The sequence below is a fragment of the Thioalkalivibrio sulfidiphilus genome (assembly GCF_000377945.1).
Classification (GTDB): domain Bacteria; phylum Pseudomonadota; class Gammaproteobacteria; order Ectothiorhodospirales; family Ectothiorhodospiraceae; genus Thioalkalivibrio_A; species Thioalkalivibrio_A sulfidiphilus_A.
This window is the reverse complement of the sequence record NZ_KB898924.1, coordinates 1-21,269: the sequence shown is the minus strand read 5'-3', so window position 1 is coordinate 21,269 and position 21,269 is coordinate 1. Positions and strand designations below refer to the sequence as shown.

Genomic DNA, 21,269 nt, shown 5'->3' with positions numbered 1-21,269 from the left:
ACGCTCTCAGCGGGCTTTCCCCGTGTGCCGGCGCTGCTGCCGGTGCAGCAGCCAGCCGGCAATGATCACGCCGGTACTGACCACCACCACGATCAGGGTCGCCAGCGCGTTCACCTGCGGGCTCACTCCCAGGCGCACGCTGGAGTAGACCACCATGGGCAGGGTGGTGGAGCCCGGGCCGGAGACGAAGCTCGCGATTACCAGGTCATCCATGGACAGGGTGAAGCCCAGCAGCCAGCCGGCGATCAGCGCCGGCGAGATGATGGGCAGGATGATCACCAGGAATACCTTCCAGGGCCGCGCGCCCAGGTCCATGGCGGCCTCTTCCAGACTCCCGTCCAGCTGCGACAGACGCGACTGCACCACCACCGCCACGTAGGCGGTGGTGAAGGTGATGTGTGCGATGGTGATGGTGGTCATGCCCCGTCCCTCGGGCCAGCCGATGAGCTGCTCCAGGGACACGAACATCAGCAGGGCCGAGAGACCCAGGATCACCTCGGGCATCACCAGAGGCGCGGTCACCATGCCGGCGAACAGCATGCGGGTGCGAAACTGCGTGAAACGCACCAGGGTGAGCGCGGCCAGCGTGCCGAGCACCACGGCGAAGGTCGCGTTCATGGCCGCGATGCGCACCGACAGCCACAGGGCCGAGAGGATCTGCTCGTTGCGAAACAGCTCCACGTACCAGCGGGTGGAGAAGCCGCCCCACACCGTCACCAGGCGCGAGTCGTTGAAGGAGTACACCATCAGGGTGATGATCGGCAGGTACAGGAAGGCGTAGCCGAAGGCCACCGCGGTGAACAGCAGGAACGGCCGGCGTCCGCTCATCGACTCTCTCCGGCGGTCTGGCGTTCACCGATGCGCTGCAGGAGCAGTAGCGGTATGACGATCACCACCAGCATGGCCACCGCCACTGCCGAGGCCACCGGCCAGTCCCGGTTGGAGAAGAACTCGTTCCACAGGATCTTGCCGATCATGAGGGAGTCGGGGCCACCCAGCAGGTCGGGGATCACGAACTCGCCCACCGCCGGGATGAACACCAGCAGTGAGCCCGCGATCACGCCCGGCAGGGACAGGGGCAGGGTGATGGTGAGGAAGGACTTCCAGGGCGGGCAGCCCAGGTCCGCCGCCGCTTCCAGCAGGGTGAGGTCCTGGCGCACCAGGGTCGCGTACAGGGGCAGCACCATGAAGGGCAGGTAGGAGTAGACGATGCCCAGGTACACGGCGAAGTTGGAATGCAGCAGCGGCAGGGGCTGGTCGATGAGGCCGAGCCCCATGAGCAGGTTGTTGAACAGTCCGTTGTTCTGCAGCAGTCCGATCCAGGCATAGACCCGGATCAGGAAGCTGGTCCAGAACGGCAGGATGATCATCATCAGCAGCACGATGCGCCAGCTGGGCGAGGCGCGTGCAATGCCGTAGGCCATGGGATAGCCGATCAGCAGGCAGATGATGGTGGAGACCGCGGCCACCTTGAGGGAGTTCAGGTAGGCGGCCAGGTACAGCGGGTCCTGCCACAGGAAGGCGTAGTTGCCCAGGTGTACGCGCAGCGCCAGGGTGCGCCCCTCAAGCCACTGCAGCATCGGGGAGTACGGCGGACTGGCCAGTGCCATCTCCGCCAGGCTGATCTTGATGACGATGAACACTGGCACCAGCAGGAACAGCAGCAGCCAGGCGTAGGGCAGGGCGATCACCAGGGCGCGGCCAAGCCGCCCCTGGGTCAGGCTCTTCACGCCCCGGTCGATGCCGCGGCGCAGCCGGGTGGAGCCGGTGGCCGTGACCTCGGGCCCGCTCACGCGGTGAGCACCACGCCGGCCTCGGTGTCCCAGGCCAGGCACACGGTGTCATCCCAGGTCAGGGGTCCGGCGGTGCGCCGCGCCCGGTTGGTGACCTGCACCTGCACGGTCTGTCCCTGTTCCGTGGCCACGTGGTAGATGGAGACATCGCCCAGGTAGCCGATCTCGCGCACCCTGCCGCGCACCCAGTTGCGCCCGTCTGCGGGCGGCGCTTCCACCACGCGGAGCTTCTCCGGTCGCAGCGCCACCGATACCGGCGTGCCGACGGTGAGCGGCTGGGCGTGATACATGGCGATCTCGCCCCCCGTCGCGTCGCTCTGGATCACCAGCAGTTCGTCCTGGGCCTCCACCACGCGCCCCTCGAAGACATTGGCGGCGCCGATGAACTCGGCTACGAAGCGGCTGCCGGGATATTCGTAGATCTCCCCTGGCGTGCCCACCTGGAGGATGCGCCCCGCATCCATGACGGCGAGACGCGTGGACATGGTCATGGCCTCCTCCTGGTCGTGGGTGACCATGATGAAGGTGGTGCCCACCCGTTCCTGGATGTTGACCAGCTCGAACTGGGTGCGCTCGCGCAGCTTGCGGTCCAGGGCGCCCAGCGGTTCGTCCAGCAGCAGCAGCTTGGGGTGCTTGGCGAGCGAGCGCGCCAGTGCCACCCGCTGACGCTGGCCACCGGAGAGCTGGTCTGGCTTGCGCCGGGCGAACTCCGTCATGCGTACCAGCTCCAGCATCTCGGCCACCCGCTCGCGGATCTCGCCGCGCCCGAGACGTTCCTGCTTCAGGCCGAAGGCCACGTTCTGTTCCACGGTCATGTGCGGGAACAGGGCGTAGGACTGGAACATCATGTTCACCGGGCGCTCGTAGGGTGGCAGCTCGGTGATGTCCTCTCCCTCGATCAGCACGCGCCCGTGGCTGGGGCGTTCCAGGCCTGCGAGCACCCGCAGCAGGGTGCTCTTGCCGCAGCCCGAGGCCCCCAGGAGGGAGAAGAACTCGCCCTTGAAGATGCTCAGTGAGACATCGTCGACGGCGTAGGTGCCGCCGTCGAAGACCTTGGTGACGTTGCGGATCTCGAGAAAGGGCCTGGCAGAGGGATCCTGCCAGGCGTCGAGGGCGGCGGGGTCGCGCTTGGGCTGAGGCATGTTGGACGCCTCAGCCGCGTCGGGCGCGCCCGCGCCCCCGGAGCCCGGTTCCGGGGTGAGTCATGACCGGCTTACCGCCCGGTCTTGATCTGGGTCCAGGTCCGGACCCGGTGCCGTTGAACCTCGTCGGGCAGGGACTGCAGGGTCACCAGGCGCTCGCGGATCTCATCCGTGGGATACACGCCGGGATCGTTGCGGATCTCCTCGTCAACCAGCGCCGTGGCCGCGCGGTTGGCGTTGGCATAGGCCACCTCGTTGGTGATCAGGGCGATGTTCTCCGGCTGCATCAGGAAGTTGATGAAGGCGTGGGCGTTGCCCGGGTTGGGCGCATCGGCGGGGATGGCCATGAGGTCGAACCACAGCACCGCACCCTCCCGGGGGATGACGTAGTCCACCTCCACGCCGCGTCCCACTTCCTCGGCCCGGTCACGGGCCTGGATCACGTCGCCGGAATAACCGTGAGCCACGCAGATGTCGCCGTTGGCGAGATCATTGATGTACCTGGAGGCGTGGAAGTAGCGGATGAAAGGACGCACCTGCATGAACAGGTTGGCGGCCTCCTCGATGTCCGCCGGGTCCGTGGTGTTGGGATCCTTGCCCAGGTAGAGCAGGGCGGCGGCCAGGGCCTCGCCTTCATCATCCAGCACCGCGATGCCGCAGCTGGAGAGCTTCTCGGCGATCTCCGGATCGAAGATCAGGGACCAGGAATCCACTTCCGCCTCCTCGCCGAGAGCGGCGGCGACCTGGGCCACGTTGTAGCCGATGCCCGTGGTGCCCCACATATAGGGCACGGTGAAGCGGTTGCCCGGGTCCACGGCCTCCAGCTTGCGCATCAGACTGGGCTCCAGGTTGACGCGGTTGGGCAGCAGATCGGGGTCGAGGGCCAGATACAGACCCGCCTGGATGTGGCGCTCGGCGAAGGGGTGGGCGGTGGGGAAGATCACGTCATAGCCGCTGCGTCCGGCCAGCAGCTTGGCTTCCAGGATCTCGTTGGCGTCGTAGACATCGTAGACCACCCGGATGCCGGTCTGCTGTTCGAAGCGCTTGACCACCTCGTCGGAGATGTAATCCGACCAGTTGTAGACGTGAACGGTCTCCCTGTCGGTCTTGCCGCAGCCGGTCAACAGCAAGGCAATCGTGGCCGCGGCCAGTACGCCAGTCCTGATCCCCATTTCAGCTACCCCCGAAGATGTGCCCGTGATGAAAACCCTGGCGTGATGTTGTTGTGCTTTGCCGGGGCTGTCAACCGTCGGGGGGATCCTTCAGCCCAGCAGCATCCAGGCCCCGGCCAGGGCCACTACGCCGCCGGAGAGGCGCAGCACGGGTCCGTGGAGAACCACGCGGCCCAGCCACTGGCCGGCGGCGACCAGGGCTAGGCTCGCCAGGGCGAAGCCGAGGAAATAGGCAGCGAGAGAGACGCCCGATGGCGCCTCGAGACCGTGGGCGTTGCCGTGGAAGAGGGTGAACAGGGCGATCAGCAGCAGGCCCGGCACCTGTTGCTGCAAGGCGAAGGAGAGCATCAGCCCGAGGATCAGTACGGACAGGGCGATGCCGGTCTCCATGTAGGGCAGGGCCAGCCCGGCCAGACCCGCAAGGGCCGAGGCCGCCATCAGCAGACCGACCGCCGGGATGATGAGCAGGCGTGTGCGCCCGGTCATGGCTGCGCTCCACAGGCCCATGGCCAGCAGGGCGAGCAGATGATCGATCCCGAACACCGGGTGGGCCAGTCCGGCAAGCAGTCCGCCGGTCTCGTCGGGCAGGATGTGGGCAAAGGCCGGGCTGGCGAAGAGCAGGCACAGGACTGCGAGGCTCAAGGACAGGGCAAATCGCATCTCGGGTCTCCCTTATGAAAAGACAGTCAACATTCGGTCATGCAGCCGTCATGGCAGCGGCCATTCGTCAGCGCACCTTCACCTGTACCAATTCCTTGCCGTCCTTGTCCACCATGTGCACCGCACAGGCGAGACAGGGATCGAAGCTGTGGATGGTGCGCAGGATCTCGAGCGGCTGGTGGGTGTCGTGCAGCTGGTGGTTGTCCATGAGCGCGGCCTCGTAGGGGCCGAACTGGCCCTTCGCGTCCCGGGGGCCGGCGTTCCAGGTGCTGGGCACCACCGCCTGGTAGTTGCTGAGCTTGCCGTTCTCGATCACCGACCAGTGGGCCAGGGCGCCGCGGGGCGCCTCCATGTAGCCCACGCCCTTGCGCACCTTGTGTTCCCGGTGCCAGGTGGAGGGGTCCCAGAGTTCATGGTTGTGGGTCCTGAGATCCCCGGCGCGGATGTTGGCCATGAGGTTGTCGTACCAGGTCATCATCTGGTCGGCGACGATCTTGCTCTCAAGCGTCCGGGCGGCGGTGCGGCCCATGGTGGAGAACAGGGCCTCCAGCGGCAGGTCCAGGGTCTTCAGGGCATAGCCCGCCAGTTCACGGGTGGGCTCGTGGCCGTTGGCGTACATCATCAGCACCCGCGCCAGCGGCCCCACCTCCATGGGCTTGCCGCGCCAGCGGGGGGACTTGAGCCAGGAATAGCTGGCCTCCACGTCCAGGTGCTGGTAGGGGGGCTTGGGCCCCGTGTAATTGAGCTTTGTCTCGCCCTGGTAGGGATGCAGGCCCGAGTCCTTGCCGGTGCTGTAGTCGTACCAGGAGTGGGAGACGAACTCCTGGATCTGCTCCGGATCGTTCAGATCCATGGGATGGATGCGGGACAGGTCCCGGTCCAGGATCACGCCCGCGGGCACCAGGTAGGTGGCGGGATCGTCCAGGCCCTTTGCCGGGAAATCCCCGTAGGTGAGGAAATTGCCGGTGCCCTCGCCGCGCCGGAACCAGTCCTTGTAGAAGCCCGCGATGGCCAGCGTGTCCGGCAGGTAGACCTGGTCCACGAAGCTTCGCATCTGTCCGATGATGTCACGCACCTGGGCCAGGCCCACGTCGTTGATGGCGGTGCCGCCGCGGCTGCCGTCGCCGCCGGTGCTGATGGCCGACGGTGCGCCGCCCACCAGGAAGTTGGGGTGCGGATTCTTGCCGCCGAAGATGGCGTGCAGCTTGGCCACGTCCCGCTGCCAGGCCAGTGCGTCCAGGTAGTGGGCCAGCGCCATGAGGTTGGCCTCCGGCGGCAGCTTGTAGGCGGGATGCCCCCAGTAGCCGTTGGCGAAGATACCCAGCTGTCCGGATTCCACGAACTCCTTGACCCGCTTCTGCACGTCGGCGAAGTGGCCCGGGGATGAGCGGGGGTAGCTGCTGAGCGACTGGGCCAGTTCCGAGGTGGCCCTGGGGTCGGCCTTGAGCGCGGAGACCACGTCCACCCAGTCCAGGGCGTGCAGGTGATAGAAGTGCATCACGTGGTCGTGCACGTACTGGGCGCCGATCATGAGATTGCGGATCAGCTGGGCATTGGGCGGGATCGGGTAGTCGAGCGCGTCTTCCACCGAGCGTACCGAGGCGATCCCGTGCACCAGGGTGCAGACGCCGCAGATGCGCTGGGCGAAGGCCCAGGCATCCCGGGGGTCGCGGCCGGTGAGGATGGTCTCGATGCCGCGCACCATGGTGCCGGAGCTGGAGGCATGGGTGATGTTGCCGTGCTCGTCCGCCTCGGCCTCGATGCGCAGATGGCCCTCGATGCGCGTGACGGGATCGACGACGATGCGTTCTGTGCTCATTCAGGTTGCAACCCCGGTTGATGAAGTGAAGTGTGCGTGTGTTCAGTGCTCGACCAGGTTGTCCGCCACCAGCTCCAGCAGGCTGTGCATGGTCTTGTCCCAGTGAAAATGCGCCTGACTGTCGTCGAAGTTCTGGCGGCAGTTGGAGCAGCTGGTGAGCAGTACCTCGGCGCCGGTTTTATCGATCTGCGCCATCTTGATCTCGAAGGTCTTGTAACGCAGCGGATCGGCCCGGTGGATGGTGATCACGCCGCCCCCGCCGCCGCAGCACCAGTTGTAGTCGCCGGCGTTTTCCATCTCGCGCAGTTCCACGCCCAGCGCCTTGAGCACATCCCGGGGCGCCTGGGTCGCGCCACCGCGCCGGGAGACCTGGCAGGGGTCATGGAAGGTCGCGGATTTATCCACCTTCCTGAGCTTGAGGCGGCCGCTGTTGACCTGCTCGGCGAGGAACTCAGATACGTGCAACACCCTGAAGGGCAGCTTCTCCCCCAGCAGGTTGGCCGCCTGCCATCGCAGCGCGCCGTAGGCATGGCCGCACTCGGGCAGGATCACCGTGTGTGCTCCGCATTGCTTCGCGGCATCCACGATCTTGCGGCTCATGTCCCGCTGCCAGGCGGTGTTGCCGGACAGCAGGCCGAAGTTGGTGGCCTCGTAGCCGTCGGTGCGGAAGGTCCAGTCGATCCCCAGGTGGTTCATCACCTTGGCGATGGCCGCCATGGACTCGGGATATTTCTGGATCTCGATGGAGGACATGGTGAGCACCACGTCGGCCTTGTCCTTGTCGATGAACATCTCCACCTCGTGTTCATCGCCCATCCATTCCACCCGCTCCTCGAACACGCTCGGGGTGGCGCCGAGCGGGCTGCCTTCCCGCTGGGCGCGTTCCGCCACCGACCACAGTTCGTGGGGCACGATGCCTGCCTGGAACATGCCATGCCGGGCCTGGCCCACCAGGGTGGCGATGTCGATGCCCATGGGGCAGATCATGGTGCACCTGCCGCACATGGTGCAGGAGTCGTAGATGAGTTCCTGCCATTCCTTGAGTTCCGCCGTCGTGACCTTCTTCTTCAGGCCCAGCAGGCGGTAGACCAGGGAGAAAGGGCCGGCCTCACGCTTGTAGGCCTGCTTGAAGGGTTCCAGCTTCCAGATGGGGGTGTAGCGGGGGTCTTCGGTCTGCACATAGAAATGGCAGGCCTCCGCGCATTGGCCGCAGTGGATGCAGGACTCCATGTAGGTGGCGGCGGTGGCACCGAAGTCCTTCACGAAGTTCACCATGGCCGCATGCACCCGGGCCTCGTCCGGCGTGTCGCCCTGCACGTCGTAGCGCTGTTCGGGCTTGCGCACGCCGATGCGGGCGGATTCGAGATCCAGGGGATGCTTCTGATCCAGGTCCGCGGTGCTCATGTGCGTGCTCCCCGGCGCGCGAACAGCGCGCCCGTGGTACCCCGGCTGAGGAACACCAGGAAGGCGTGGCCCAGCTTGCCGAAGGGCAGCCAGGCGAACAGCAGCCACACGCTCAGCAGGTGAACCGCCAGCAGGGTCTCGTAGCGCAGGCCGAAGCCCACGTCGGCCACGGCCATGAGCCCCGTCACCAGCGGCGCCACGGTGACCGCCCAGCTGAAGTAGTCGTCGAAGTTGGAGATCAGGCGCAGCACGGGGCTGGTCAGGCGTTTGACCAGCAGGGCCACCAGGGAGAACAGGGTGACCACCGCCGCCACCGAGATCACCGCATTGGGCAGCGCCGGCCACTGGAAGCCGAGGATGCTCTCGAACCACAGGATGTGGGGCTGATAGGCGAACACCACGATGGCGAGCCCGATGTGGAAGGTATAGCCCAGCAGGTTGGAGTACAGCACCCGGGAGCGAAATGCCCTGGCCGGCACCGAGCGGCTGAAGATGGTGCGCAGGGCGCCTGCCATCTGGCCGTGGCTGCGGGGTTCGGAGAGATCCGGCTTGCGCTTGAGGAACACGATGCCGGCGATGCGCCAGCAGGTGCCCAGCACCAGGAGAATCAGGGCCCATTGCATGGCGGGGCCGCGCGCGAATTCCAGCAGGTCCATGGTCTCAGCCCTTCCTGATGATGTCGGACTGGCGCGCCCGGGAGAGCAGGGCGCTGCCGATGCCCACCGTCGTTCCTACCGCTGCGGCCAAGGCGATGCCTTCGGCGCTGCCCCAGCGGCCGGTGGACAGTGGCGCATAGAAGCTGCCCTTGTCCCAGAAGTCGGGTTCCGAGCAGCCGATGCAGCCGTGGCCGGACTGGATGGGGAAGGTGAGGTTCTGGTTCCACTTGGTGGTGGCACAGGCGTTGTGCACCACCGGACCCTTGCAGCCTAGTTCGTACAGGCACCAGCCGTTGCGGGCGCCCTCGTCGTCGAAGCGCTTGGCGAACTGGCCGCGCCGGTAGAAGGGGCGCCGGTAGCAGCGGTCGTGGATGGTATCACCGAAGAAGGCGATCGGCCGGTGCAGCGCGTCCATCTCCGGCAGACGGCCGAAGGTGAGGAAGTTGGCGATCACGCCGGTCATCACCTCCGGGATGGGCGGGCAACCCGGCACGTTGATCACTGGCTTGTCCTTGATGATGTCGGTGACCGCGGCAGCGCCGGTGGGATTGGGGTGCGCCTTGGGCAGCCCGCCATAGGCCGCGCAGGTGCCCACACTGATGAGGGCCGCGGCACCCTCGGCCACGTGCCTCAGGGTGTCCAGGTTGGTCTCGCCCGCGACGGTGGAATAGACGCCGCCGTCCTTGAGCGGGATGGAGCCGTCCACGATCACCAGGTACTTGCCCCAGTGTTCCTTCATGGCCGCTTCGCGGGCCTCCTCGGCCTGGTGGCCGGCGGCCGCCTGCAGGGCGTGCTGGTAGTCCAGGGAGATGAAATCGAAGATCAGGGATTCCAGGGTCGGCGCATAGGAGCGGGTCAGGGATTCCACGCAACCGGTGCACTCCTGGAAGGACAGCCAGATCACCGATTGGCGTCGGGCCTTGGCCAGGGCCTCCGCCATCACCGGCGCCATGGTCGCGGGCAGTGCCATGCTGGATGCCACGGCGGCGCAGAACTTGAGGAAGGTGCGTCGGCTCATGCCGCGTCGGCGCAGTTCCTCGCCGAGTGTTTCCGGTGTCTTACCCTGATGCATAATCGCCTCCTGTGAGCCGGCGTCAGTCGGTTGGTGGGTTGTCTGTCTGTGGTTCCCTGTCGTTCAGTGCCTCGCCCAGGCGCTGGAGCGCGTCGGCGATGTCCTCGGGGTGGGTGGGCGCGATGGCCGGCACCCGGGCGATCTCGATGTGCGTGAGCGCCGTGCTGCCGAGCAGGTTCTGGTAGTCGATCCACCAGACGCCCGCGTAGGCGGTCTCATACACCTCGGTGGGCCCGGCGGCCTCCACGGTCATGCTGACCTCGCCCCTGCCCAGGGCCTCCCTGAGCTGGCGCCGGTCGGCCTCGGTCAGAGGCAGGCCCTTGAGGTCGATGGTGTGGCTCTCGCCCCGCTCGTGGAGATTGACCAGGTGGGCGTGGATCTCCCGCATCAGCGCATCGGCCATGCCCGTGAGCACGTCCTCGCCGTCGAACTCGGGCGCTTCGATCCGGACCGGGATGCCGTCGAGACCGCTCATGGTTTCCAGCGCTCCAGCAGGTCTTGAACCGCCCGGCAGGCCCGGGGGATGGCGGCTGCGACGGCGGGGGAGGGTGCGTTGCCCCAGTCCATCACCCCGGGCTGGATGCCCACCAGGGCGCGGCGGGCGGGCAGTCGGCCTTCCAGGCTTGAAATGGCCAGCAGGTCACGCAGGCTGACTTCATGCACACTGGTCTTGCGGCCGTTCCCGACGAAGTCGTCCATGTCCGCTCCCTCGAACACCCGCACGGTGCCGGGTGCAGCGTCCAACTGGGCGGTGTCGACCACGATGAGGGCATCCGCCTCGCCAATGGGACCTGCCAGGGTGAAGCTCAGGGTGCCGCCGTCCATGTAGTCCACCCGGGGGGCGTCTAGCCGCGCCAGCTCTCTGATGACATGGACACCCACCCCCTCGTCCTGCAGCAGGGTGTTGCCAAGGCCCAGTACCAGGGTCCTGGCGGTGTCTTTTATCACGGGGTAGGCCTGGGCCTGCAAGGGACGGCTTCCTGCGCGGATGATCGATGGATTAGATACTAGCAGCGGATTTTCACTTCGCTAGTGATCTGGAGCAATTCTTTGGTGGAGAGTTTCGCGAATCGCCTGGGTCGTGAATTGGCCTTCAAAAAACAGGGTTTCTCGCCAAGACGCGAAGACACCAGAAAGGCATTCTTAAAGCGAATTGCTTTTCTTGGACGTCTTCGCGTCTTGGCGAGAGATCAGGTCTTGTGCTCTTGATCGCCAAAACTCCATGGTCTCTAATGGACGTTGACCATTCCGTCAGGGTAGCCCCCCGCCATGTGTCTCGGGATTCCCATGCGTATCGTCGAGATCGATCGATTCAACGCCCGCTGCGAGGCCAAGGGCGTGGAGCGCACCGTGAGCCTGTTCCTGCTCCAGGATGAACCGCTGCAACCCGGTGATCACGTGGTGGTGCACGTGGGTTACGCCATCCAGAAGATGAGCGAGGCGGACGCCCGCACCGCCTGGGAGCTCTACGACGAGATGCTCCTCGTGGAAGGCAGAAGGATGAAGGATGAAGGATGAAGGCGTGAGGCGGATGAAGCATGCATGAACTTGCCATCTGCCAGTCCGTGATCCGCCAGGCGGAGGCCGTTGCCCGGGAGCATGGCGCGCGCGGCATCACCCGCATCCGGTTGCGCATCGGTGTGCTGTCCGGGGTGGAGCCGGAACTGCTGGCACGAGCCTTCCCCCTGGCCCAGGCGGGCACGCTGGCCGAAGGCGCGAGCCTGGAGATGGAATCGCTGCCCGTACGGGTGGTGTGCAACCGCTGCGAGGCGGAGTCGGAGGTGCCCGCCAACCGGCTGCTGTGCGGTGTTTGTGGCGACTGGCAGACCCGGGTCATCAGCGGCGAGGAGATGCTGCTGGAGACCCTGGAGCTGCTGACGGCAGAGGAGAGTGAACATGTGTGACACCTGCGGCTGCAACATCACTCCGGGCAACCGGCACCTGGTGATCAGCGGCAAGCTCTCGACGACCGCCGACGGCCAGTCCGCCGTCAAGGTCTTGCAGGGCCTGCTGCATGAAAACGACCACCAGGCCGCCCACAACCGCGCCCACTTCGACAGCCGCGGCGTGCTGTGTATCAACCTCATGTCCTCGCCCGGTGCCGGCAAGACGGCCCTGCTGGAGGCCACCCTCCAGGCCCTGGGGGACGAACTGCGCATCGCGGTGATCGAGGGGGACCTGGAGACGGAGAACGATGCCGAGCGCATTCGTCGTCACGGTATCCCCGCCATCCAGATCACCACCGGCACTGCCTGCCACCTGGATGCCCACATGGTCCACGATGCCCTGCATCAGCTGGACCTCTCCAGCATCGACCTGGTGTTCATCGAGAACGTGGGCAACCTGGTGTGCCCGGCGAGCTTCGATCTCGGCCATCACCGCAACGTCACCCTGCTCTCGGTCACCGAGGGCGACGACAAGCCGGCCAAGTACCCGGTGATGTTCCGCGCTGCCGATCTCATGCTGCTCACCAAGACCGACCTGCTGCCGGTGCTGGACGATTTCGACTGTGAGGCCGCCGAGACCGCGCTGCGCAACCTGGCCAACCCGGCGCCGGTGATCCGGGTGTCGAGCAAAAAAGGCGCCGGTATGGACGCCTGGCTCGCCTGGCTGCGCACGGAGATCCGCGCCCAGCGCGAGCGCCTGGAGGCGGGGCAGAGCGCCCGCCCGGCGGTGCAGCCCGACGGGACACGCCTGCATGCCCATCACCCTCATTCTCATGCGCAGCCATGAGCGAGGCGCGCCAGTGGCTTGAGCGCATCCGCGCTCTGGACCTGCCGCCCCGGGTGCGCATCATGAACGTCTGCGGCGGGCATGAGCGTTCCATCACCCTGGCGGGCCTGCGATCTGCGCTGCCGCCATCCATCGAACTGATCCCCGGTCCCGGCTGCCCGGTCTGCGTCTGTCCCGAGGAGGACATCTACCAGGCCATCCAGCTGGCGCTGCAGGAAGACGTGATCCTGCTCGCCTTCGGCGACATGCTGCGGGTGCCGGTGAACGTGAAGAAGAGCGAGGCCCGCTCCCTGGTGGAGGCCCAGGCGGCGGGCGCCGACGTGCGTCCCATCGCCTCGCCCACCGAGGCGGTGAGCATCGCCCGCGATCATCCGGATCGGGCCGTGGTGTTCTTCGCCGCCGGCTTCGAGACCACCACCGCGCCGGTGGCGGCCATGCTGGCCGAGGGCGTGCCGGAGAATCTCTCGGTGCTGCTCTCTGGGCGCCGGACCTGGCCGGCGGTGGCCATGCTGCTGGAATCCGAGAGCCCGGGCTTCGATGCGCTCATCGCGCCGGGACACGTGGCCACGGTCATGGGACCCGAGGAGTGGGGCTTCGTGGTGGAACGCCACCACATGCCCGCCGCCGTGGCGGGCTTCACCCCCGAGAGCCTGCTCGCGGCCACCTACTCGGTGCTGCGCCAGCATCTCTCCGGCGAGCGTTTCCTGGACAACTGTTATCCCGGCGTGGTCCGCCCCGGCGGCAACCCCACCGCGAGACGCCACCTCGACGGCGTGCTCGACGTGGCGGATGCCAACTGGCGCGGCATCGGCGTGATCCCCGATTCGGGCTTTGAACTGAAGGCGGGGCTTTCCGCGCACAACGCCCGCTTGAGATTTCCCTCCCATGAGGACGAGGCCCGCAAGCGTGCCGGGGAGATGCCGCCCGGCTGCGACTGCGCCCGGGTGGTGCTCGGGCGCATCTACCCCGATGAATGCCGGCTCTACGGCAAGGCCTGCACGCCGCGAAACCCGGTCGGGCCGTGCATGGTCTCCGACGAGGGGGCGTGCCGCATCTGGTGGGCCGGGGGCGTTCGGCAGCAGAGGCCGCGTGTCGCCTGAGACCCGCCGCCTGCGCATCGGCGGGCAGGTGCAGGGGGTGGGCTTTCGTCCCTTCGTCTACCGCCAGGCCCTGGGCCTCGGCATCCGCGGCTGGGTGCAGAACCGCACCGGCGAGGTGCTCATCGAGGCGAGCGGCGAGCCGGATCTTCTGGAGACCTTCCTCCACCGCCTGTTGCACGAGGCGCCGCCGCTGGCACGTCCACGGCTTATCGATCAGCTGCAACTGTCCCAGGCATCCGCGAGCGATTTCCGCATCCTTCCCAGCGATGCCGGGGCACCCCCCCGCGTCCATGTGCCGCCCGATTTCTTCACCTGCGACGCCTGTCTGGGCGAACTCGCCGATCCCGGTGCGCGCCGGCATCGCTATCCGTTCATCAATTGCACCCAGTGCGGACCCCGCTACACCCTGATCCGGGCACTGCCCTACGACCGGGCCAACACCGCCATGGCAGGTTTCCCCCTGTGCGAGGCCTGCAGCGCGGAATACGCCTCGCCCGCGGACCGGCGCTTCCACGCCGAGCCCCTGGCCTGTCCGGCCTGCGGACCGACGCTGACATTCAAGGAGCACGATGCCGAGAGCGTCGGCAACGAGGCGGCGCTGGCCGCCTGCGTGGCCGCCCTGAAGGCGGGACGCATCGTGGCGGTCAAGGGCGTGGGCGGTTACCACCTGCTGTGTGATGCCACCGATCCTGCCGTGGTCGCGCGCCTGCGTGAACGCAAGCACCGGCCCCACAAACCGCTGGCCGTGCTGTTTCCCTGGGAGGGCGATGACGGTCTCGCGTCGCTGCGCCGGCATGCTCATCCAGCTGATGCCGAGGCGGCCCTGCTCACAGGGCCCGAACGTCCCATCGTCCTGGTGACGCTGAAGGCCGACCATGGTCTTGCCGAGGGCATCGCACCCGGGCTGTCCGAAGTCGGCGCCATGCTCCCCTACAGTCCCCTGCATCACCTGCTCAGCCGGGACTTTGGCGCGCCGCTGGTGGCCACCTCCGCGAACCATTCCGGTCAGCCGGTGTTCATCGAGGCCGCCGAGGTGGAGGCGGCGCTCTCCGCGGTGGCCGATGCCTTCCTGCACCACGACCGCGAAATCCTTCGGCCTGCTGATGACAGCGTCATGCGGGTGATCGCCGGACGCGGGCGGCGCCTGCGCATCGGGCGCGGATTGGCGCCGCTGGAGTTGGATTTGCCACGGCGAGTCGAGAGGCCGACGCTTGCCGTGGGCGGGCACATGAAAAATACCATCGCGCTCGCCTGGGAGGACCGGGTGGTGATCTCGCCCCACATCGGCGAACTGGACAGCCCGCGCAGCCTCGCGGTGTTCGAACAGGTGATCGGGGATCTCTTTGCGCTCTACCGGGTCAGTCCCGAACGGGTGGTACATGATGCACATCCTGGCTACGGTTCCACTCGCTGGGCGAAGGTTCACGCGCAACGTCACGGGCTCGAACGGCGGCCGGTGTTTCACCATCGTGCCCACGCGGCGATGCTCGCCGGCGAACAGCCGCAGATCTCCCGCTGGCTGGTGTTCACCTGGGACGGTACAGGCTTCGGCGAGGACGGCACGATCTGGGGCGGCGAGGCGCTGCTGGGTGTACCCGGGCACTGGCAACGGGTGGCGAGCCTGCGGCCCTTCCGGCTGCCCGGGGGCGAGAGGGCAGGCCGCGAACCCTGGCGATCGGCGGCGGCACTGGCCTGGGAGACGGGCCGGGACTGGCAACCGGAGGGGCTCGATGTCTCCCTGGCGCGTCAGGCCTGGGAACGGCAACTGAACACCCCGGTGAGCACGGCCATGGGCAGGGTGTTCGATGCCTGCGCAGCGCTCTCCGGTGTGATGCAGCAGACCAGCTACGAGGCCCAGGCGCCCATGGTCTGGGAGTCCCTGTGCCGTGAGGCAGACGCATCCATCGAGGTGCCGAGCCTGCCGCTTGAGCAGGACGCCTTGGGCGTGCTGCGCATGGACTGGTCGCCGCTGGTGGCGCTCATGCTCGACGGGCGGCGGTCGATCGCCGAACGCAGTTGCCTGATGCATGAGGCGCTGGCGCAGGGACTGACGGCACAGGCGATACGCCTGCGGGAGATCCATGGCGAGTTCACGGTGGGCCTGAGTGGGGGTGTGTTTCTGAACCGGCCACTGGTGGAGCGCGTCATGCAGCGGCTCGAGTCACGGGGCTTTGCCGTGCACCTGCCCGAACAGGTCCCCTACAATGACGCGGGCCTCAGTGTCGGCCAGATCATCGAGTCGGTTTTCTCCTCATGAGCATAGGGACGGGCATGGCACAGCGACGCATCACCCTGGCCCACGGCAACGGCGGGCGCTTCATGCGGGAACTCATCGACGAGGTCTTCGCGCGCCATCTCAACGACGGTCAGCTGGACACCCACACGGACGCCGCTCACCTGGATCTCTCCGGTGACCTGCTGTTCACCACCGATGGCTTCACCGTGAAGCCGCTGGAGTTCCCCGGCGGCAGCATCGGATCCCTGGCCGTGCACGGCACGGTCAATGATCTCGCCGTGGCCGGTGCCATCCCGCGCGTGTTGTCTCTCAATGTGTTCATCGAGGAAGGGCTCGAGTTCGCGCAACTGGAGCGCATCGTCGCGGATCTCGCCCGGGCCGCGCGGGACTGTGGCGTGCAGGTGGTGGCCGGTGACACCAAGGTGCTTCCCCACGGCGAGTGCAGCGGGTTGTATCTGGCCACCAGCGGCATCGGTCTGCGTGCCACGCCCGGCGTGTTGAGTCTTCGCAACATCCGGCCCGGGGACGCGCTGCTGGTAAACGGTTCGGTGGGCGATCACGGTACCGCCGTGATGCTCGCCCGTGAACAGTTCGGCCTGCGCGGTGATCTGCGATCGGATGCCGCCAGCGTCCTGCCCTATGCCCAGGCCCTGTTCGACCTGCCGGGCCTGCGCTTCATGCGCGACCCAACCCGGGGCGGACTGGCCACCGTGGCCCACGAGATCGCCAGTGCCTGCGGCCTGAGCGTCAGGCTTTCAGAGCCTGCCATCCTCGTGAAGGATCCGGTGCGCGCCGTGTGTGAGATGTTGGGTTATGACCCCTATTACCTGGCCTGCGAGGGCCGGGTGGTGGCCGTCGTCGACCCTGAGGCGGCTGATGAGGTCCTTGCCCGTTGGCGCGGCATTGACGGCAGTGAGCCGTCACGGATCGGCCAGCTGGAGGAGGGCGCTTCGCGGGTGATCCTGGAGACTGCATTGGGTGGCCAGCGATTCCTGGAAGAGCTTGAGGACGATCCGTTGCCGCGGATCTGCTGAAAGGCGTTTTGCCACAGAGGACAAAGAGGTCACAGGGAAAACCGGTTCTCTCGCGGAGGCGCAGGGGCGCAGGGGAAATCTTGGGAATCTAAAGCCCGTAATTCTCGCCAAGACGCGAAGACGCCAAGAAAACCGTTTGAAAATGCTTATCCTTGGCGTCTTAGCGTCTTGGCGATCCAGGGTACTTTCTGTGGCTGATTAACAAAGGGGGTGGAGAGACTATCGCCCGATCATCTCCGGCTGCAAATCCCGTCGTTTGTGGATCACCGCCAGTACAAAGACCTCGTTATCCCGGATCTCGTAGAGGATGCGGTAGGAGTAGAGCGACAGCTCGCGGAACGCAGATCGGCCTTGGCCGGATCCGACCATATCACCACGATTCAATCTCGTGTTTCAGCGCCTCGCTGGGGGTAGTGCGGCCATGCTCTACTGCCTCCTGGCCCTTGCGGATCTTATCCAGCACATAGAGTCGGTACATGATCTCGTCCATGTCGGTGTCATCGGGCAGCTTGGCGATGGCCTCCAGGGCATCCTGTTTCGCGTGTTGCATAACGTCCTCCGGAATCGGTGTTGAGCGGGAAGAGGGGAAATCTCTCGATTCAAATTCTGCGGCGCCGTGTCTCGGTGTGAGAATGAGATTGATATGACTTTCTTCGCACCTCTATAGAGTCCCCGGATTTTGCTTCTAAGGATTTTCCCTGCGTCCCTGCGCCTCTGCGAGAGAACCGGTTTTTCTCAGTGACCTCTGTGGCAATAACCGCAGTCAGTTCACTTCGGCGTATAGCTGAACTTCTGCCCGCCGATGCTCGCTTCGTACATCAGGCCGCCCTTGGCCACGGTGAACACCGCCATGCCGCGGTAGTAGTTGGCCACGGCGCGGGCATCGTGCTGGGTGCCGCTGGCGCCGGCGGTGGCGCCGGTGGTGCCGACGCCCGCGGAGGCACCCGCGGTGATGGCCACGGCGGAGGCCTGGGCACCGAACTCGAAGTTGCCGCTGGTGAATTCCCGCAGCGCCCGCTGGTCCTCGAAGAAGATGATCTGACTGTAGGCCTGCCCGCCCAGCTGAAAGCCGACAGTCACCTGGGTCATGCGGGTGTCGCCAATGTAATTGCCCCGTTCGTAGACCCGGCCCCGGCCGTGGGCGCCGCCGATGCCGATGCCGCCCCGTCCGATGGTGGGGAACACCGCGTAGCCGTAGGCGTTGTCGAAGAAGTGCTTGGACTCGATGGCCTCGCGGAAGACCTGGATGGTGTCATCGTAGGCATCGGCCCAGGCCTGACCCAGGGGCAGGAGCAGCAGTAACAGACTCAGTGTGAACAAGCGTGTGATTTTCATGGTGTCTCTTCTGTTGTCCGCTCGGGGGAGCGTTGATCTAGGGTGTTGCCTGATTCTAGCCCTTAACCCACCCACTTCTCACCGCCCCGCTCTCACTTCTCACTTCTCACTTCTCACTTCTCACTTCAAAGGCCCTGTTCCCAGCTGCCGCGACGGCACACCACGTCCATGCTGCAATGCTGGCAGGCCTTCTCGTCACCCCATGCGGGCATGGGACTGCCCGCGCGCAGGCGCTCCAGCAGCTGCAGCAGTCGCGTGGCCACCGCCTCGCGCAATGCTGTCAGGGCCTCGCCTTCCAGGCTTGCGCCCGACTTGACCTTGTCCCGGTCCAGGTGCAGGTATTCCACCCGCTGGCTGTCTTCCAGCAGCAGGGCATAGGTGGGCAGCTGCACGGCCTCGCCGGCGTCCACGTCCTTCTGAGCGGGCGGCGTACCGGTCTTGTAGTCGATCACGCCCTGGCCCGCTTCACTCGCATCCACCCGGTCCAGGCGGCCCTTGAGGACCGCGCCGGTGGCAAGCGCCACCTCCCGTGAAACCTCGGTGTCCTGCACCCGCCAGGCCTCGGCCCGCTCGATGGCCCAGTCCAGGTAGGCGGGGATCAGGGCGCGCCATCGGGCGAGCCAGCCCCGGTGCATGAAGTTGTCTTCCAGGTCCTTCTCGAACACCGCCTTACTGATGGCCTCCAGCAAGGCCTGGGCCTCGGCGCGGTGGGCCTCGTCGAGAGGCCCCTGCCAGGGGCCGGGCAGTTCCGGCGTGCCGCCATGGAAGGCCTGCAGACAGAGATGCACCCGTTCGCCGTAATCGGCCTTGCTCAGGGCCTCGGCCAGTTCCTCGGGGGGCGCAAGCCCCAGGCCGCGCGCAGCATAGAAGCGGTAGGGGCAGTCGATCAGATCCTGATGGGCGCTGGCCGAGAGTTTGGCAGGCACGTGGGCTGCGGGCAGCAGCGGCGCCGGACGTTGCGGGGTGGCCGGCAGGGGGGCCGTGTCCGGGCTCTGCACCAAGGCGTTAGGCGTCTTGAGCCAGGCCTCCAGGGACTCGTCCCTGAGCGGTGTGCCCCAGGCCAGGCGGTGGAAGGCGTCGATCAGTTCCACCCAGGGCGCGGGGCGCTGCGGGCCCCCGTCCCGTTCCCGCTGCCAGGTGATCAACACCCGGGGCGCGGCCTCCAGCAGGCGCCGGAAGCGGCCCTGCTGGCGGGCCACCCGGTCATGCCAGGCCTCCAGCCCGAGGGCATGGCGCACACCGTCGTTGAACAGGGCGCGTGCCGGCTCATGCCCGGGCAGGTGTTCACGATCGGCGGCGGCGATGATCAGGGCGTCGAAACGGGCCAGCGCGGTCTCGCCGAGGCTCATGAGCCGCACCGGCGCGGGCCGCGGGTGGGGGCGGAAATGACGGGTCTCCAGCACCCGCCCCAGCCAGGTGCGAAATTCCCGCCAGTCCATGGACATCGGCCGCGAGCCGAGGTCCGCGGCCATGGCGCGCACTTCCTCCAGCAGCCGGCGTCCGGCGGGGTCCGCCTCCAGGCTTGCCTGCATGCCCAGCCGGTGCAGGCTTTCCTGCAGGGCGGTGAGCCATTCGCCGGCGGGCCGGGCAGCGCCCCGTATCAGGTCCCTGAGAGGCAGGGCGGCCTCTTCCAGCGCATCCAATAAATTGCTCACGGCCTGGGTGCTACGCTCCGAGGCCGGTCCCAGGCGCCTGGCACGCTTGAGCAGGTGCTCGCGCATGCGGGCCAGATTTCTGGGGATGTTCTCCCGCAGCATCACGTCCTGTTCCAGGCGGTAGACGGCGAACAGGTGTTCTTCAGTGCGGTCCGGGAACACGAAGGGGGATTTGAGTACGTCCATGAGGGGCTGGTATTCGAAGTCCTCTTCCAGGGCCTCCAGCCAGCGTTCCAGTGCAGCGGCGGCACGGGTGGTGGACAGGGCCCAGCCGCCCGGGTCATCCAGGTCGATGCCGGCGCGCTCCAGGAGGGCCCGCAGGCGCCGGGCCAGGCGCCGGTCGTCAGTGACCACGCCGATGTGACGATGGCCTTCCAGCAGCCAGGCGCGGATGCGGATGTCCAGGGCGACGGCCTGGGCCTCGGCGTCCTCGGCGCCGAGCAGGGCGAGACGCGGCGTGGCGGGGCTTGTGGGGTGCCGGACAGCGAAGGCGAGGGCGCGATCTCGCAGCGGTGCCCCATCGGTGTCGAACACCTGGTCCAGGAAGGCGCTGAAGGGTGTCTGAGGGTCTGCGCCGTCGGACGTCGGTTGCGGCATGCCCGGCGCGGCGGGCAATCCCACCAGCCAGTGCAGACGGCCCTCGCGGGTCAGGCCGTTGAGCAGGGCGGTCTCGGCGGGCAGGAGTTCGTCGTAGCCAGCCGCGTACAGGCTGCCCGGGGGGATGTTGCCGGGTTCGAGGCTTGCCAGGGCACGCAGGTAGTGTGCATCCGGGTCTTCCCGGCCTTCCTGCCGCTGCTGCTCCAGCCAGGCGTGCCAGAGGGTGTGCACGATGCGGGCCTCGCGACCCAGGGGTTCCAGGCAGGCCGAATCATTACCGCCCAGGCCGTAGGCCTCGCGCAGCCTGTGCACGAAGGACTCGTAGGCGGCGGGCGGGGTGGCGCCGCTCAAGGTCAGTTCCCGGAACAGCGCCAGCAGGGTGTCCACCAGGCGCCAGGTATCGTGGCGCTCGAACAGCTGCGGGTGCTCCCGCAGCGCCTCGAAGAGCATCAGCTCACGGCCGTGATCGCCGAGCAGCGGGGCGCCGTGCGAGGGGTCCTGTTCCATCACCCACTGGCGCAGGCTGGTGATGCGCGGGCCCAGCAGGGCCTCGACTCCCTGTTCCCGGGCGGCGGCGAGCAGCAGGCGGCGCAGACGGGCGTCCCCGTGGGCACGGGGACGCAGAAGGGTGACCGAGGTGAGATCCGGGAGCCGGTCCCGGTGGTCCTCGACGATGCGTCGGGCCAGTTGCTCGAGGGGATCGGTGCCGGGGGCAGCACCCGCAATCCGGGTGGCCTGTCCCGGCGACACTAGTGTCCTGTCTGATAAATATCTTGTCATTCAGCGCGGCTGCGCGGGCGTGTGGCTAGGCACGCTTGCGCAGGAATGGCCACCCCCATTTCAAGCAAGCGTAACAACGCC

Annotated in this window: 21 protein-coding genes; 6 read left to right on the top strand and 15 right to left on the bottom strand. The window is 66.9% G+C overall.

Going from position 1 to position 21,269, the window contains the following annotated elements; all coding sequences use genetic code 11:
• Positions 1-6 precede the first annotated feature (6 nt).
• The 11 genes from D580_RS0102185 to D580_RS0102135 form a co-directional block, all read right to left on the bottom strand.
• Complete coding sequence (locus D580_RS0102185) at positions 7-828, bottom strand: ABC transporter permease subunit (protein WP_018952801.1); 822 nt, start codon at positions 826-828, stop codon at positions 7-9.
• Positions 825-1,793: an ABC transporter permease subunit gene (locus tag D580_RS0102180; RefSeq protein WP_018952800.1), complete on the bottom strand. Its 969-nt coding sequence runs from the start codon at positions 1,791-1,793 to the stop codon at positions 825-827. Before D580_RS0102180 ends, D580_RS0102185 begins: the two co-directional genes overlap by 4 nt.
• Positions 1,790-2,935 carry an ABC transporter ATP-binding protein gene (locus tag D580_RS0102175; RefSeq protein WP_018952799.1) on the bottom strand — a complete coding sequence of 382 codons (1,146 nt, stop codon included), beginning with the start codon at positions 2,933-2,935 and terminating at the stop codon, positions 1,790-1,792. The genes D580_RS0102180 and D580_RS0102175 overlap by 4 nt, the downstream gene beginning before the upstream one ends.
• 71 nt (positions 2,936-3,006) lie before the next feature.
• Positions 3,007-4,107 carry a polyamine ABC transporter substrate-binding protein gene (locus D580_RS0102170; RefSeq protein ID WP_051081756.1) on the bottom strand — a complete coding sequence of 367 codons (1,101 nt, stop codon included), beginning with the start codon at positions 4,105-4,107 and terminating at the stop codon, positions 3,007-3,009.
• A gap of 90 nt (positions 4,108-4,197) precedes the next feature.
• Positions 4,198-4,767 (bottom strand): HupE/UreJ family protein, encoded by a 570-nt coding sequence (locus D580_RS0102165; protein WP_018952797.1) that lies wholly within the window; start codon positions 4,765-4,767, stop codon positions 4,198-4,200.
• A 67-nt stretch (positions 4,768-4,834) separates the two neighbouring features.
• On the bottom strand, positions 4,835-6,586 hold the full coding sequence (locus D580_RS0102160) for a nickel-dependent hydrogenase large subunit (RefSeq protein WP_018952796.1): 1,752 nt from the start codon (positions 6,584-6,586) through the stop codon (positions 4,835-4,837).
• A 42-nt stretch (positions 6,587-6,628) separates the two neighbouring features.
• Complete coding sequence (locus D580_RS0102155) at positions 6,629-7,990, bottom strand: (Fe-S)-binding protein (RefSeq protein ID WP_018952795.1); 1,362 nt, start codon at positions 7,988-7,990, stop codon at positions 6,629-6,631.
• A complete protein-coding gene (locus D580_RS0102150; RefSeq protein ID WP_018952794.1) occupies positions 7,987-8,646 on the bottom strand; it encodes a nitrate reductase subunit gamma in 660 nt (219 codons plus the stop codon). The genes D580_RS0102155 and D580_RS0102150 overlap by 4 nt, the downstream gene beginning before the upstream one ends.
• Positions 8,647-8,650: 4 nt before the next feature.
• Positions 8,651-9,718, bottom strand: coding sequence for a hydrogenase small subunit (locus D580_RS0102145; RefSeq protein WP_018952793.1), 1,068 nt, complete (start codon positions 9,716-9,718; stop codon positions 8,651-8,653).
• Between the two features lie 22 nt (positions 9,719-9,740).
• The gene (locus D580_RS0102140; protein WP_018952792.1) at positions 9,741-10,193 is read right to left on the bottom strand and encodes a hydrogenase expression/formation protein; all 453 of its coding nucleotides are present in this window, start codon (positions 10,191-10,193) and stop codon (positions 9,741-9,743) included.
• Positions 10,190-10,687: a hydrogenase maturation protease gene (locus tag D580_RS0102135; RefSeq protein ID WP_018952791.1), complete on the bottom strand. Its 498-nt coding sequence runs from the start codon at positions 10,685-10,687 to the stop codon at positions 10,190-10,192. Before D580_RS0102135 ends, D580_RS0102140 begins: the two co-directional genes overlap by 4 nt.
• Before the next feature lie 300 nt (positions 10,688-10,987).
• On the opposite strand from D580_RS0102135, the gene D580_RS0102130 reads away from it, so the two are divergent.
• From D580_RS0102130 to hypE, 6 genes are read left to right on the top strand one after another with little or no spacing between them, the layout of a single operon-like run.
• Positions 10,988-11,236 carry a HypC/HybG/HupF family hydrogenase formation chaperone gene (locus D580_RS0102130; protein WP_026289622.1) on the top strand — a complete coding sequence of 83 codons (249 nt, stop codon included), beginning with the start codon at positions 10,988-10,990 and terminating at the stop codon, positions 11,234-11,236.
• Between the two features lie 20 nt (positions 11,237-11,256).
• Complete coding sequence (locus D580_RS0102125; RefSeq protein ID WP_018952789.1) at positions 11,257-11,622, top strand: hydrogenase maturation nickel metallochaperone HypA; 366 nt, start codon at positions 11,257-11,259, stop codon at positions 11,620-11,622.
• On the top strand, positions 11,615-12,451 hold the full coding sequence (gene hypB / locus D580_RS0102120) for a hydrogenase nickel incorporation protein HypB (protein ID WP_018952788.1): 837 nt from the start codon (positions 11,615-11,617) through the stop codon (positions 12,449-12,451). The genes D580_RS0102125 and hypB overlap by 8 nt, the downstream gene beginning before the upstream one ends.
• Positions 12,448-13,551 carry a hydrogenase formation protein HypD gene (hypD, locus tag D580_RS0102115; protein WP_018952787.1) on the top strand — a complete coding sequence of 368 codons (1,104 nt, stop codon included), beginning with the start codon at positions 12,448-12,450 and terminating at the stop codon, positions 13,549-13,551. Before hypB ends, hypD begins: the two co-directional genes overlap by 4 nt.
• On the top strand, positions 13,541-15,808 hold the full coding sequence (hypF, locus tag D580_RS0102110; protein WP_018952786.1) for a carbamoyltransferase HypF: 2,268 nt from the start codon (positions 13,541-13,543) through the stop codon (positions 15,806-15,808). Before hypD ends, hypF begins: the two co-directional genes overlap by 11 nt.
• Positions 15,809-15,822: 14 nt before the next feature.
• Positions 15,823-16,821, top strand: a complete 999-nt coding sequence (gene hypE, locus D580_RS0102105) for a hydrogenase expression/formation protein HypE (protein WP_018952785.1) — start codon at positions 15,823-15,825, stop codon at positions 16,819-16,821.
• 219 nt (positions 16,822-17,040) lie between these two features.
• Here hypE and D580_RS16005 read toward each other — a convergent pair whose 3' ends face one another.
• From D580_RS16005 to D580_RS0102085, 4 genes are all read right to left on the bottom strand, one after another.
• The gene (locus D580_RS16005; protein WP_018952784.1) at positions 17,041-17,190 is read right to left on the bottom strand and encodes a type II toxin-antitoxin system RelE/ParE family toxin; all 150 of its coding nucleotides are present in this window, start codon (positions 17,188-17,190) and stop codon (positions 17,041-17,043) included.
• A gap of 1 nt (position 17,191) precedes the next feature.
• Positions 17,192-17,371, bottom strand: coding sequence for a hypothetical protein (locus tag D580_RS0102095; protein WP_012637847.1), 180 nt, complete (start codon positions 17,369-17,371; stop codon positions 17,192-17,194).
• 218 nt (positions 17,372-17,589) lie between these two features.
• Entirely contained in the window at positions 17,590-18,156 is a 567-nt protein-coding gene (locus D580_RS0102090; RefSeq protein ID WP_026289621.1) for a YSC84-related protein, read from the bottom strand.
• Between the two features lie 125 nt (positions 18,157-18,281).
• Positions 18,282-21,158, bottom strand: a complete 2,877-nt coding sequence (locus D580_RS0102085) for a PD-(D/E)XK nuclease family protein (protein ID WP_018952782.1) — start codon at positions 21,156-21,158, stop codon at positions 18,282-18,284.
• Between the last annotated feature and the right edge of the window lie 111 nt (positions 21,159-21,269).